Genomic DNA, 13,724 nt, shown 5'->3' on the forward strand with positions numbered 1-13,724 from the left:
GTTATACTTATGTTTTGGCTGATACATTAACATTATGATAGTAATTACTGGCGGCGCCGGCATGATAGGTTCTATCATCGCTTGGCATCTCAATACCAAACTCGGTCGCGATGATTTAATTATTACCGACCGGATTACCCACGAAGCACAGTGGCAAAACTTAGTGCATCGCCACTATGTAGAATATTTGGATAAAGACCAGCTGTTTGACTGGTTAGAAGACAACGACCACGTGACAGCTGTGATTCACATGGGTGCCATCAGCGCAACGACAGAGCGCGATTTTAACAAACTGGTGGCTGACAATATCCATTACTCGCAAGATCTATGGAGCTGGTGCGCTGAACATGAAGTGCCCTTCTTCTATGCAAGCTCTGCTGCCACCTATGGTGCAGGTGAGCGTGGTTACAACGATCTCAGTATTGACCACTTAAGACCACTCAATGGCTATGGCTACTCCAAACACTTTTTTGATCAATGGGTGCTCAGGCAAGTGGCTGATAAGCAGCCCACGCCGCCTGCATGGGCTGGCTTTAAATTTTTCAATGTGTACGGCCCTAATGAATACCATAAAGAGCGCATGGCAAGTGTAGCCTTTCATACCTTTAACCAGTTTAAAGAAACTGGCACCATGAAACTATTCAAGGGCACCAAAGCGGGTGTGGAAGATGGCATGCAACTGCGGGATTTTGTGTATGTCAAAGATGCCGCTAGCGTAGTGGCTTACTTTCTGAATGCAGGATTAAGCAAACGTAACGCGCCCAATGGTATTTACAACATTGGTACGGGCGAAGCGCGCAGCTTTAAAGACTTAGCAACCAATGTCATGACCAGCATGACACGAGAGCCCCATATTACCTACATTGATATGCCATTAGACCTGCAAGGTAAGTACCAATACTTTACGCAAGCCAGCATGGATAAGTTGCGTAAGGCTGGCTACAAAACGCCTTTTACCAGCCTTGAAGATGGCGTAAAAGATTATGTGCAACACTATCTCATGCAAGAGGACCCCTACTGCTAATGAAATACGTTGATTATTTAAAAGGTGAACATGCTGCGCATATGGCCATGTTCAATGCACTAGAATCACTATTCCCATTGATTAGCGATGTCGGCATTCAGCTACAACAGTGTATCCAACGCGGTGGCAAAGTTCTGCTGATGGGCAATGGTGGTAGCGCAGCCGATAGCCAACATATTGCTGCAGAGATAGTTGGCCGGTTTAAGAAAGAACGCAAAGGCTTGCCTGCGATTGCGTTGACCACAGACACGTCTATTCTGACTTCTGTAGGTAATGACTATGGCTACGACTATATTTTTGCGCGCCAGATTGAAGCCCTATGTAGACCTGAGGATATCGTCATTGGCCTGACCACCTCTGGCAATAGCGCTAACGTTGTGAAAGCCATTGAAGCTGCAAAAGCAACAGGCGCGACCACGGTTGGACTCACAGGCGGGACAGGTGGCAAGCTCACCGCCTTGTGTGATTACAACATCGTGGTGCCGTCCAGTGTCACCGCACGCATTCAGGAAGCACATATCTTTATCGGTCACTCGTTATGTGAAATTTTAGAGTCTGACTGATGCAACACACTTTAGTAAGCCGCGTTAAACAGTTTGGTCAAACAAAACAGCATGCGCTCGTCATTGGCGATGTTATGCTGGATCGCTATCTGATTGGTGAGGTCAGCCGCATCTCGCCTGAAGCCCCCGTGCCGGTGGTACTACTCAAGAAACAAAATGAGCGCGCTGGTGGAGCATCCAATGTAGCCGCTAATTTAGCGCTACTCGGTGTTCAAACACATATTCTGGGGTGTATTGGTCAAGATACTGAAGGCAAGTCATTGATGCAACTCATGCAAGCAAGTGGCATTGATACCCAAGGCATGGTCACCTCTTCGCACCGCCCCACCATTGCCAAAACACGTGTTTTGGGTGGCCATCAACAAATGATGCGACTAGACCAAGAAAACAGTGGTGTATTTAATGCAGAAGAAACCAGCCAGATTCTGAATGCATTTCAACAAGCGCTCGCAAAAACACCCTCCATTGTTGTCTTATCTGATTATGCGAAGGGTCTGCTCAGTACAACCATTTGCCAAACAATCATTCAAGCCTGCCAACAAGCCAATATACCGATATTAGTAGACCCAAAAGGCGTAGATTACAGCAAGTACCAAGGCGCTACCGCACTCACCCCGAATAAAAAAGAAACAGCTGAGGCCTGTCACACCAACGTGAACGATGTTGCGTTGATTGAAAAAGCCCAGCAACTCAAATCTAGTTTGGGGCTTCAATTTCTAGCCGTCACCCGTAGCGAAGAAGGCATTACGCTATTAGATGACACCACACATCATTTGCAAGCCGCAGCACAGCAAGTATTTGATGTCTCTGGCGCGGGAGACACTGTCATCGCCACTTTGGCGGCTGGGCTCATGCATGGACTAAGCCCATTAGATAGCTTGGAACTTGCCAATGTGGCAGCAGGCGTTGTGGTGGGTAAAGTGGGTACTGTTCCCATTACCAAAAGCGATCTGATTCATGCACTGGAAGACCAACGCTCTAATGAACAAGCGCATAAGATCTGCGATCTACCAGAGTTACTAGAAAAAGTGGCTGTTTGGAAACAAGCCAAACAAGCGATTGTATTTACCAACGGCTGTTTTGATTTACTGCATGCTGGCCATGTGACCTATTTAGAAGCTGCCAAAAAACGTGGCGACAAGCTTATTTTAGGGCTGAATACCGATCGCTCTGTGAGCGCACTCAAAGGACCAACACGACCCGTTGTCAATGAGAACGACCGTGCACGCGTACTAGCCGCGCTCGCCTCTGTGGATGCCGTGATTTTGTTTGATGAGGACACTCCGCTTAACTTAATCCACGCGATTCAACCCAATATCATTGCCAAAGGTAGCGATTACACTGCCGATCAAGTAGTGGGCGGCAAAGAGGTACTGTCATGGGGTGGTGAAATTGCGCTGATTGATTTGGTTGAAGGCCGTAGCACCAGCAACCTAATCAAAAAAATGAATAGTTAGTTTGGTATATCAGTCATGCCAGAAAAAATTCTGATTCTTGGGCCAGCTTGGGTAGGCGATATGGTGCTTGCACAAAGCTTGTTTAAAACGCTTAAAAATAACAGACCAGATTGCACGATTGACGTGGCAGCACCCGCTTGGACACTTCCATTATTAGCACGTATGCCAGAAGTGTCTGAAGCCATTGCACTCCCGTTTAAGCACGGCGAGCTGGCATTCTGGCAAAGAATAGAATTTGGCAAAGCGTTTAAACACAAAGGCTATACACAAGCCATTATCCTCACCAATTCGCTTAAATCCGCTATTTTGCCTTGGGCAGCCGGCATTAAAAAACGGACGAGCTTTTTGGGTGAAATGCGTTACGGACTGATTAACGATATCCGCCCACTGAATAAAGCCACACTTAAAATGACGGTGCAGCGATTTGTAACTTTGGGGCTAGCGCCTTCAGAAAATTTACCGCATGTGCTGCCAAGACCAGCATTAATGGCTGATCTAGCACATGCGCATACGCTCGTACAAACATTACATATCCCACCGCTACAGTCTCCAGTGCTGGGACTGTGCCCTGGCGCAGAATACGGAGAAGCCAAGCGCTGGCCTGCCGAATACTATGCAGAAGTCGCCAATGCTGCGATTGCAAAAGGCTGGCAAGTGTGGCTTTTTGGCTCCGATAAAGATATTCCGGTGACTCAGCAGATCAATCAGCTGACACAAGATAAATGCATTAACTTGGGCGGAAAAACCAAACTGGGAGATGCGATTGATTTGATGGCGCTCTGCCATACGGTGGTGAGCAATGATTCCGGCTTGATGCATGTCGCCGCGGCCTTAGATAAGAAACTGATTGCCATTTTTGGCTCTTCCGACCCTTACCACACACCACCGATGCACCCCGATGCAGTGATTGAATACTTAAAGCTGGAGTGCAGCCCATGTTTTGAACGTCAGTGCCCGCTTGGACATTTGAATTGCTTGACACAGATTAAGCCGCAAACCATCACGAGCAAAATCGTCGCAGCACATCCATAATATCGGTCATGCGCATCGTTTGCGTTGCTTGTATCTCACGTCTGGCCTGTATCACTTCTGGCAACTTAGCACATGCCAAATAAAACCCTCTGAGGTTGACCTTATCCAGCAGCAATACCTCGCCCAGCAACTGTACGATGGAAGCTGGAATAGCGCCAAACCATAATTGGGTTGCAGACAAATGCATCCACTCTAATATATAGCGGTTTCTACGGCGGATGGTTTTAATGTGGTTCATTTTCACATTAGAGCGGATAGAACCCACACTCTGGTGCACAATATGTACACTCGGCTCAAAATAACTAGCCCAGCCTCTGCGCCATGCGCGCAAACCTAAATCGTAATCCTCACTATAGAACGGCTTGAATATTGGATGAAAGCCTTGCAAGGCGTTGAACATAGACTTTCTCACCATAAATGAGCCGCCATGTGCATAGGCAGCAGGCAATTTCTCGCCTGCTGTTCGCAGTGTAAGTGCTTTTTCCAAGCGCCAGCTCATCAGTTTAAGCGTGCCAGCCTTGAATTGGCGAAGGTTCCAAGAATGCCTTTTGACATCGCCCCGCTCGTCATATATTAAGGGATTGACTGAAAACGTATTGGGATCTTCAAAATACTGTACCAGTGGTGCAAATAGCGACTCAGCCACTTCTACATCAGAGTTCAATAAAAACAACAGCTCAGTTTCAGCGGCATTAACGCCACTATGGATGGCTTCGGCAAAGCCTTGGTTTTGCGCATGTACCACTACTTTCACTTGCGGGAAATGCTCTTTCAGCACCTGTAAACTAGCGTCTTGAGAGCCGTCATCCACCACAATTAAAGCGGACTTGCCTGAGTAAGTCTGCATTGCTTTCAGTACGGAAGGGATGTTCTTTTGGAGCAAGGTGGCCCCATTAAAATTAGGAATCACCACTGTAATGGGTGGCTGCATATTATGTATGCTCCCGTCTATCTAAATAGAACATGACGCCCATGACTAGCGCGACCACATTCAAATGAATACTCACAAAAAATGGCAGCGTGATGCTGACCGCCACCAAATCTACAGTCAGTATTGTGAGTAAAAATAGAATAATCATTGACATCCGATGTGTGGCTTGGTGACGAAGCCTCAAGTATCTAGAAAACAAGGCATAGTACAACCATAAGATAAAGGACACCACAACCGCTAGACCCGTCACACCAAATAAGTAAAGCACCTCTAGCACTGCATTATGTGGGCTGTTATAGGTAATGCCTTGCGTTGCGTAGTAGCGCGAATATGGCTGAAAATCTTGCACAAAACTCTCTGCACCATGCCCAAACAGCCATTGTTGTTTGCTACTATTTTGCTGCATCACCCAAGTGTCCTCCCAAATCGTCACGCGCTCTTCTGTATTTGCATGCATCACCAAGTCATCCAAACGTGTTTTGAAATTACCAGCATCGGAAAAGAACAAAAGTCCAAACACCACGCCGGCGAGTCCAATCAACATGACTTTCGCGCGATGGCGCAAACATACAACACCAATCAGCGTCGCAATCATCAACGCTATCCACGTAGGCCTAGACGAAGTATTGAGCAATAAATAACCCAGTAGGACGGCTGATAACATCAGCCCGTAACGTTGAACTCCTCGGCTCCAGTTGGCCGCTAAAAATGCGGCCGTGACAAAAAACAATGCACTATAGATCGCTAAGTAATGTGGATTTTTGGTGGTGCCGTACATCTGCCCGAGCACGTGAATAAATACCCACTGAAATAGCGTATAGGCATAGACCGCCAATATCAGCGTAGGCAAAAAATAAGGCTTGATGCGATCATGATGGCGCGCCATCAATACAATCCCGGCCATTAACCCCGTTGCCAGTAGCATATGCCTTATTGTTTTAATATCCCATGGAAAATGTAGCGTTGCAATCCACTCCAAACCAATCAACGTGATGAGCGGCAGTAGACATTTCAACAATGCTTTACGCTCATCTTGATTATGTTGATCGGCTTGAAACAAACAAACACCCAAACCAAGGAACAATGCAAGATAAGCTAAGGAGCGATAAGCACTACCCCATGTCAGTGCCTGAAAAAAATAGCTAAGCACGACTATGCAGAACAAGGAGAAAATCACTCTAAAACTCAATACATTAGGAATAGTCATCATCGTTATTGCCTGAATAAGTAGCGCGCCACATCGGCTTCTTGCATATGCACACGCTGGCTAGCTGCACAGTAAGCACTGATCAGGACTTTTATATTAGATAAGCCAAAGTTTTCGGCTTCGGCTGCATTGCGCCAATAGCGGGCAAAATTTCTTTTGCGACGTCTGCGCTCTAAGCGCCACGGAAAAATCGTCATTTCAGAGATATCAATTAAGCCAAACTGCCCGGCTGGTGTCAGCACAATATTGCCAGAGTGTAGCCCACGAAAGTAAATGCCTAAATCGTGCAAACCTGCCATAAACGCACCTAACTTTTGTGCATGCTCAGTGGTAAGTTCGTGCCGTGTAAACAACTCTCTTACTGTCACACCTTCTAGCGGGGCGTACAGCACGGCAGATTTATGATCGCTACTAAGGTGAAACAATTGCTTTACTTGGATGGTTGGAATAGCAAGTTGATGCAGACGTTTTTCATTTCTACAAAAACTTCTGGCATACGAAAAGAAATTAGCACTACTGAACGTACGCTTCACCCGAAATATCTTGAGAATGTCGCCATTGGTTAACCGCACTACTTTGATACCAAAATGGTCTTGTTCCAATATTTCACTGGTACTTAACCATTCAGCGAGTTGCGCATCGGACAATAACGTGCTGCGCTGGTACCAGTTTAAGAAAAATGCTTTGAACAGTGTATACATGCGCGATAAGTCAGCTATTTAACATTGAGCAAGCTTGCAATAGCGGGCAATACTTCGATATTATTTTCTTCACAAAAGGCTTTCCAATCCGTAACCTCCGTCCAGTCGCTCAAGAATACAAAATCTAAGCCTGCGTTTGTAGCCGCCTCATGATCATACTTGCTATCGCCCAAAAACAATGCTGGTAGACGTAAGTGACCGCTCGCTTTTTCCCGTGCAAGCACTTCATCTTTGTTATCAGGGCTACCGAATAAACCGCCAGCAAACAAGTTAGCCAATACCTCTCCGGATGGCAATGTTCTTTTATGAAATAAATCTCGAATTTCTTGTTGGTCACCACCAGACAGTATCATCCATGGGGCATCTGGCGTTTTCGCTTTTAATGCTTCTAAACCATCCGCCATCGCACAAGCCATCAGTCCTTCTTCCAACTCTGCCGCAAAGGTATCTAACCACACTTGAATCGCTTCTTTAGTCACAGGCTGTTTTAGCACTTCCCGCAAATACCAATCAAACTTATGATACCGAGAAATACCACCTAACCGTACATGATAATCCACCAGTGCTTGCGCTTGCGCATCGGTGACACCTAGACGCTTGGCGGTACGAAAATACGCCTCTGTCTTGACAACATTCGAGTCCAAAACGACGCCATCACAATCAAACACAATGGTCTTATACTCAGCAATATTCAGCAAATTGATTCCAATAAAAAAGGCTTTGTGCCTATATGCACAAAGCCTTCATTATACCGTTTAAGTCGCTTATTACGCCGCTTTAATCGCGCTGGCTTCTTTCGCAAGCTTGGTAATATGCGCCCAGTCCCCACGTGCCACTGCATCTGCTGGTGTTAACCAAGTGCCGCCACACACCACCACGTTAGGCAATGCTAAGAATTGCGGGGCTGACTCTACGGTCACACCGCCAGTAGGACAGAACTTCACATCACCGAATGGGCCAGAAAAACCTTTCAGCAAGTTAATACCACCCACAGCCACAGCTGGAAATAGTTTTAAAAAGTAGTAATCGTCGGCATTGGCCATCATGATTTCTGAGCCAGTAGATACGCCTGGCAATAACGGCAAACCAATTTTGCGTGCAAATTGACCTAACTCACTGGTGTAGCCTGGGCTCACCGCAAATTGGCAGCCAGCATCTTTAGAGGCTTGTGCATCTTTCAAGTTACGTACGGTGCCAGAACCCAAAATAGCATCAGGCACGTGTTTAGCAATTTGCTCCATACCCGCTAGCGCACATGAAGTACGCAATGTCACTTCTAACACCTTAATACCACCTTCAAGTAAGGCTTCTGCCATTGGCACAGCATCTTCAACGCGGTTAATCACAATCACTGGAATCACGGGACCGTGATTAGCTAAATCTAATGTACTCATAGTTTTCTCATTCTGCAAAATTAATCAATTCTAGTTTTAGTTTTAGTTTTTTGAGGCAACGGCTGAATAAACTTTGATAATCAAGCGAGAACTAAGCGCGAGAGCGCAGACAGTACACACAAGTACGGCAAGCGAGCGCATCAACGTTATCGCTTGATTTGCAAAGTTTACAACCAGGTGACTGCGCCCTCTTCAGCCGACAGCACATTACGACGCATGCCGCCAAACAACTCACGGCCAATGCCATGCGCATTATGCTGACGCTTGCTATCAGATAATTCTTCTACCTCACGCTCTGCCCATACGTCTTCATCCACCAACACGTTGACCATGCCCACTTTGGCATTCAAGCGAATAATATCACCCGTACGTACTTTGGCTAAAGCGCCGCCGGCAGAGGCTTCTGGACTCAAATGAATCGCCGCAGGAATTTTCCCAGATGCGCCACTCATGCGACCGTCTGTCACAATGGCGACCATAAAGCCTTTATTTTGCAGCACAGCTAATGGTGGCGTTAATTTATGTAACTCTGGCATACCATTGGCTTTAGGGCCTTGAAAACGTACCACGGCCACGAAATCGCGCTCTAATTCACCGCGATCGAATGCTTCCAGCAACTCTTCTTGCGCATCAAACACAATGGCTGGCGCTTCAATAATGTGACGGTCTTCTGGTACCGCAGAAATCTTAATCACGCTACGGCCCAAATTACCTTTGAGCAAGCGCAATCCACCTGATTCGTTAAATGGGTGTTCAGCCGTACGTACAATCGTTTCGTCGCTGCTTTCTTTAGGCAGGTCTTTCCAAACCAGTTTATTGTCTTCTTGGGCAGGCAATTTGCCATACTCGCGTAAACCACCATAAGCCACAGTGAACACATCTGGGTACATATAACCAGCATCAATCAATTCACGAATCACGAAAGCTGGGCCGCCTGCAGATTGGAATTCATTGACATCGGCTTTGCCATTTGGGTAGACACTGGCTAAAAGCGGTGTAGTTTTTGCCAAGTGGTAGAAATCCGTCCAATCAATAATGATACCAGCAGCGCGTGCAATCGCTACCCAATGGATTAAGTGGTTAGTTGAGCCGCCTGTAGCCAATAAAGCTACCATGGCATTCACAATCACATGCTCATCGACCAACTTACCAATCGGTGTGAAATGATCACGCTTGGTGTTATGCAGCACCATTTTCACGGCTTCGCGCGTCATCATCTCACGCATGCCATCATGCGGGTGGATAAACGCAGAGCCTGGCACGTGCAAGCCCATGGCTTCCATCAACATTTGGTTGCTGTTGGCAGTGCCGTAGAATGTACAGGTGCCTGCACCATGATACGCGGCTGACTCTGAAGCCAATAACTCTTCACGCCCCACCAAACCTTGGGCATATTTTTCACGCACTTTGGATTTAGTCGTGTTATCAATCCCAGTGCTCATTGGGCCAGCTGGCACAAACACACATGGTAAATGGCCAAAATGTAATGCGCCAATCAGCAGACCCGGCACAATTTTGTCACATACGCCTAACAATAATGCTGCATCAAACACATCATGTGATAGTGAAATCGCGGTACTCATGGCTATGGTGTCACGGCTGAACAGTGACAGTTCCATGCCAGGCTCACCCTGCGTAATGCCATCACACATGGCAGGCACGCCACCAGCCACTTGTGCGGTAGCACCGTATTTATGGGCTTCGTCTTTGATAATATCCGGATAATTGGCATACGGCTGATGTGCAGACAGCATATCGTTATAAGCCGTTACAATACCGATATTCGGCGCTTTTTCCGCCACAATACGTAATTTATCGTTCGATGGCATGGCAGCAAATGCATGCGCCACGTTGGCACAGCCAAGGCGGTCTGCACCACGCTGGCGATTGGCAATTTCATCAACACGTTGCAGATAAGCAGTACGAGTGGGTCTACTGACTTCGATGATGCGTTCGGTTACTTCAATATGGGATTGTTTCATGCTAATGCTCAACTCTAATAATGGTGTCGCGCGAAAACGCGGATTGTTTTACTTCCTACCCTTGTGCTAGCTTTGATTATCCCTAAACTGGTGCATATCGTCAAACCAGAATAGAGCTAATATAGAAAATAATTTTTAAAATGAATACCTTACGATTTTAATATACTATTCAATGCGCTATTTTTTGGTGACCAGAATGTCTTCCAACATCAGGTATTCGAGATCGCAGCCATAAAACATATTGAGCGCATCGGTAGGACTACATATCATCGGCTCACCGCGGCGATTCAATGATGTATTCAACACCACAGCATTGCCACGCAGTTTTTCCAAATGTTCAATCAATTCGTAATAACGTGGATTCGTCTCACGCGTCACCACTTGCGCGCGCGCGGTGCCATCCTCGTGCACCACTTCTGGAATACGTGACTTCCAGTGCTCAGCCACATCAAAGGTAAAGGTCATATAAGGGGCTGGATGCTCTGTTTGTAGAATATCCGCTGCCACTTTGTCCAACATGCTTGGACAGAATGGACGCCAGCGCTCACGATACTTAATCTGCGCATTGATACGATCCGCCACACCTGGAAAGCTGGGATCACCCAAAATACTACGGCAACCTAACGAACGTGGCCCAAACTCCATGCGCCCTTGTAACCAAGCCAAAGGGTTGCCTGCAGCCAATAACTCTGCGGCTTTCTGTGGAAAGTTTTCCACTTGAGTAAACATCGGCTTATTAGGGTGCGCTTCGCATGCAGCAATACACTCTTCACTCGTAAACGATGGCCCTAAATAGGCGTGTTCCATTTTATGGATGGTTTCGCCCGCCAAATGCGCTGCATACGTGGCGGCGCCTAATGACGTACCATTATCGCCCGATGCTGGCTGCACAAACAGCTCTTTGACATGTGGCATGGCGATAATGCGTTGATTCAATTTCACATTGAGCGCAACTCCACCTGCCATCACGATTTTTCCAGTCTCGCGAATAATATCGCCTAGATAATACTCAATCATTTCCAGCGCAAGCTCTTCCAACAGGGCTTGGATAGAAGCCGCGTAATGAATGTACGGATCATCAATCTCATCGCCCTGGCGCTTAGGCCCAAGCATCTTGATCAGCTCTGGCGTAAAGTAGTAACCTTTACCGTTTTCTTTATAGCGACGCAAACCGACTACATTGACTAATTTGGTATTAATGATCAATTCGCCATTTTCAAATTTCATCAGGCCAGATAAATCATATTTTTTCGGGTCGCCATAGGGTGCCATGCCCATCACCTTAAACTCGCCGTCCAGCATGTCAAAGCCCAGGTATTCTGTGATGGCACCATACACGCCACCCAATGAGTCCGGATCATAGAACTCTTTGATCTTATGGATTTTTCCGTTTTCGCCATAGCCAAAAAAGGTCGTGGCATATTCGCCTTTGCCATCAATTCCGACAATGGCCGTTTTTTCTTTAAAGCCGCTTAAGTGATACGCGCTAGAAGCATGCGCCAAGTGATGCTCTACTGGCACAAACTTGGCCTTACTTAAACCTAAGTCTGCCATGAGCTGCAAAGATTTGTCACGGTTACGCCGAAAACGACGATTACCATTAAATAGCGCATCTAAAGCACGATCTGGTGCGTACCAGTGGCGCTTAGCATAATGCCAACGTGCGTTACTGCTTAATGGTATCTCTGCGTACGGAAATGCAACAATATCCACGTCTTCTGGCTTAACGCCTGCTTGCTTTAAACAAAACTTGGCGGCTTCGTACGGAAATTTATTTTTTGCATGTTTGTCGCGAATAAAGCGCTCTTCCTCTGCTGCGGCAATGATTTTGCCATCCACCAAAATAGCGGCAGAAGCATCATGTCCTAACGCGCCTGATAACCCTAATACAATCATCTAGTTAACTCTATTCAACGTGATTAATTACTTAAAATTTTTGCCTGAATGAGTGGTGTATGATCGGCATACACCACTTTAAAACTCTTCACAAACGCATTATACAGGGATGTGTCATCTTTCCAATTTTGCATCAGCCTTTGTAGGTCTTTGACATGCGCACGATTGGCGAAAAACGCATAACGGTGCTGTTGCATGCTATCCAAATCAATCAATACCGGCTCACCTGCCAGCACTTTGATATTGCTGGCCTTTAAATCGCCATGGGAGATTTGTAGACGCCATAGTCGATAACATAATTGCACCACCGCTTTGACCAGTGCTGCACGGCTTACACCGTCTAAACGACCGGAAAATGCCTCTGTCAGATCAGGCGCATCCAAATATTCGCTTAAAAAATAAGCTTTACCACGCAAGCCAGCGCAGCGTGTTTCCAACAATGCAATCGGCTTGGCTGTCGGCACCGCTAACAATTGCAATCGATACGCATTGGCCCAAGAAACTGCTGCACGTGATGGGCGCCACATACGGCTGAACCGATGTCCAAGGTTTTTAATGTTATACCGTTTAATCACTATGGTTTGCCCGGCAACAGACGTACTAGCTACCGTACACGTATTACCGTCTTTGAGCAGTGTAAATTGCTGCATCACAGCATCTAGCGCTTCAGCCGTAGCAGGTACTGGCAAGTGCAAAAAAGACGTGCTGCATGCAAAAAAACCTTGAGAGTTTTGTGCCACTTGTACATCGGTACATTGGCGGAATACCTTACGGTCAGCATAGCGACTAGCCATCTCAGTACGCTGCTTTTGAATCATTTGATGTACATGCTGGACGTCTGGTGGCGCTGACCAGCCCCGAGTCTTGGTATATAAGGCTAGCCAAGTCGGCAAATGCTGTTCTAATTCAATCACATCGATTTTGGACAACAGCGTGCTTAAGTTTTGTAACGCTTGATGTTGGCTTAAAGCCGTTATCTTACGGATGCCATCGCCATCAATGCTGTAAATACGCTCAATAGCATTTTGGCCAGAAGATTGCACCAAAAAATTCTTCAAATACATATCGGTTTGTAATATGCCTGCCTGATGCTGTTGCGCGACGATTGCCACCAATTGGCTGAGCAAGTGCAAACGTGCTTTGGGTGAAGCCTGCGTGTAAAACACTTCAGCATTCTGGCTATCTTCAATCGCTTCAATCAACATCACGCGCACATCCGAGTGCTGCACTTGGTCAAACGCCAATATGGTTGGGGTAGCAATTTGTGCGGCCTGTAACGCTAAAATGCCTTGTTGGTCGCGCTGTGCATAGCGGCTTGCCTGAGTACCAGCAAATAATTTTGCAAAAACGTTCTGCCCTTGCCATGTGGCTTTGGCAACCAATCGTTTACCAGACACCACGCGGACATCGGACAGCAATTGCAATTGTGTACCATTGGCTAAAGCGATGGCCTCAGCATGTAAGCCATGCTGCGCCAGCAAAGCTAGTGCAGAAGCAGACAATCCCATTAGTTACACCCTATGCCAGACATCAACAT

12 protein-coding genes are annotated in these 13,724 nt (G+C 46.6%); 4 read left to right on the plus strand and 8 right to left on the minus strand.

Annotated features, from left to right (window positions below):
• Positions 1-34: 34 nt before the first annotated feature.
• The 4 genes from rfaD to waaF are packed head-to-tail and all read left to right on the plus strand — an operon-like array spanning position 35 to position 4,076.
• Positions 35-1,024, plus strand: a complete 990-nt coding sequence (gene rfaD / locus FG11_RS08030) for an ADP-glyceromanno-heptose 6-epimerase (protein WP_025224687.1) — start codon at positions 35-37, stop codon at positions 1,022-1,024.
• Complete coding sequence (locus FG11_RS08035; protein WP_047534166.1) at positions 1,024-1,587, plus strand: SIS domain-containing protein; 564 nt, start codon at positions 1,024-1,026, stop codon at positions 1,585-1,587. The genes rfaD and FG11_RS08035 overlap by 1 nt, the downstream gene beginning before the upstream one ends.
• Entirely contained in the window at positions 1,587-3,044 is a 1,458-nt protein-coding gene (gene hldE, locus FG11_RS08040; RefSeq protein ID WP_047534169.1) for a bifunctional D-glycero-beta-D-manno-heptose-7-phosphate kinase/D-glycero-beta-D-manno-heptose 1-phosphate adenylyltransferase HldE, read from the plus strand. Before FG11_RS08035 ends, hldE begins: the two co-directional genes overlap by 1 nt.
• A gap of 15 nt (positions 3,045-3,059) precedes the next feature.
• Positions 3,060-4,076 (plus strand): lipopolysaccharide heptosyltransferase II, encoded by a 1,017-nt coding sequence (waaF, locus tag FG11_RS08045; protein WP_047534171.1) that lies wholly within the window; start codon positions 3,060-3,062, stop codon positions 4,074-4,076.
• Here waaF and FG11_RS08050 read toward each other — a convergent pair.
• The 8 genes from FG11_RS08050 to FG11_RS08085 form a co-directional block, all read right to left on the minus strand.
• Entirely contained in the window at positions 4,045-5,007 is a 963-nt protein-coding gene (locus tag FG11_RS08050) for a glycosyltransferase family 2 protein (RefSeq protein WP_047534174.1), read from the minus strand. The two genes, waaF and FG11_RS08050, sit on opposite strands and share 32 nt — an antisense overlap.
• Position 5,008: 1 nt before the next feature.
• Positions 5,009-6,217 (minus strand): O-antigen ligase family protein, encoded by a 1,209-nt coding sequence (locus FG11_RS08055; RefSeq protein WP_047534177.1) that lies wholly within the window; start codon positions 6,215-6,217, stop codon positions 5,009-5,011.
• A gap of 2 nt (positions 6,218-6,219) precedes the next feature.
• Positions 6,220-6,915 carry a hypothetical protein gene (locus FG11_RS08060; protein WP_052184988.1) on the minus strand — a complete coding sequence of 232 codons (696 nt, stop codon included), beginning with the start codon at positions 6,913-6,915 and terminating at the stop codon, positions 6,220-6,222.
• Between the two features lie 14 nt (positions 6,916-6,929).
• On the minus strand, positions 6,930-7,613 hold the full coding sequence (locus tag FG11_RS08065; protein WP_047534180.1) for an HAD family hydrolase: 684 nt from the start codon (positions 7,611-7,613) through the stop codon (positions 6,930-6,932).
• Between the two features lie 69 nt (positions 7,614-7,682).
• On the minus strand, positions 7,683-8,309 hold the full coding sequence (gene eda / locus FG11_RS08070; protein WP_025224694.1) for a bifunctional 4-hydroxy-2-oxoglutarate aldolase/2-dehydro-3-deoxy-phosphogluconate aldolase: 627 nt from the start codon (positions 8,307-8,309) through the stop codon (positions 7,683-7,685).
• Between the two features lie 167 nt (positions 8,310-8,476).
• On the minus strand, positions 8,477-10,291 hold the full coding sequence (gene edd, locus FG11_RS08075) for a phosphogluconate dehydratase (RefSeq protein ID WP_020182575.1): 1,815 nt from the start codon (positions 10,289-10,291) through the stop codon (positions 8,477-8,479).
• A gap of 177 nt (positions 10,292-10,468) precedes the next feature.
• Positions 10,469-12,187 (minus strand): carbamoyltransferase family protein, encoded by a 1,719-nt coding sequence (locus FG11_RS08080; RefSeq protein WP_047534182.1) that lies wholly within the window; start codon positions 12,185-12,187, stop codon positions 10,469-10,471.
• A gap of 23 nt (positions 12,188-12,210) precedes the next feature.
• A complete protein-coding gene (locus FG11_RS08085; protein WP_052184989.1) occupies positions 12,211-13,695 on the minus strand; it encodes a lipopolysaccharide kinase InaA family protein in 1,485 nt (494 codons plus the stop codon).
• Positions 13,696-13,724: the final 29 nt, after the last annotated feature.

Origin of the sequence: Methylotenera sp. N17 (assembly GCF_000799155.1) — a bacterium.
Classification (GTDB): Bacteria; Pseudomonadota; Gammaproteobacteria; order Burkholderiales; family Methylophilaceae; genus Methylophilus.

What these genes read in the sequence shown, in the direction of transcription:
- rfaD (WP_025224687.1), top strand. Translation starts at nt 35, where the DNA reads ATGATAGTAATTACTGGCGGCGCCGGCATGATAGGTTCTATCATCGCT.
- FG11_RS08035 (WP_047534166.1), top strand. Translation starts at nt 1,024, where the DNA reads ATGAAATACGTTGATTATTTAAAAGGTGAACATGCTGCGCATATGGCC.
- hldE (WP_047534169.1), top strand. Translation starts at nt 1,587, where the DNA reads ATGCAACACACTTTAGTAAGCCGCGTTAAACAGTTTGGTCAAACAAAA.
- waaF (WP_047534171.1), top strand. Translation starts at nt 3,060, where the DNA reads ATGCCAGAAAAAATTCTGATTCTTGGGCCAGCTTGGGTAGGCGATATG.
- FG11_RS08050 (WP_047534174.1), bottom strand. Translation starts at nt 5,007, where the DNA reads ATGCAGCCACCCATTACAGTGGTGATTCCTAATTTTAATGGGGCCACC.
- FG11_RS08055 (WP_047534177.1), bottom strand. Translation starts at nt 6,217, where the DNA reads ATGATGACTATTCCTAATGTATTGAGTTTTAGAGTGATTTTCTCCTTG.
- FG11_RS08060 (WP_052184988.1), bottom strand. Translation starts at nt 6,915, where the DNA reads ATGTATACACTGTTCAAAGCATTTTTCTTAAACTGGTACCAGCGCAGC.
- eda (WP_025224694.1), bottom strand. Translation starts at nt 8,309, where the DNA reads ATGAGTACATTAGATTTAGCTAATCACGGTCCCGTGATTCCAGTGATT.
- edd (WP_020182575.1), bottom strand. Translation starts at nt 10,291, where the DNA reads ATGAAACAATCCCATATTGAAGTAACCGAACGCATCATCGAAGTCAGT.
- FG11_RS08080 (WP_047534182.1), bottom strand. Translation starts at nt 12,187, where the DNA reads ATGATTGTATTAGGGTTATCAGGCGCGTTAGGACATGATGCTTCTGCC.
- FG11_RS08085 (WP_052184989.1), bottom strand. Translation starts at nt 13,695, where the DNA reads ATGGGATTGTCTGCTTCTGCACTAGCTTTGCTGGCGCAGCATGGCTTA.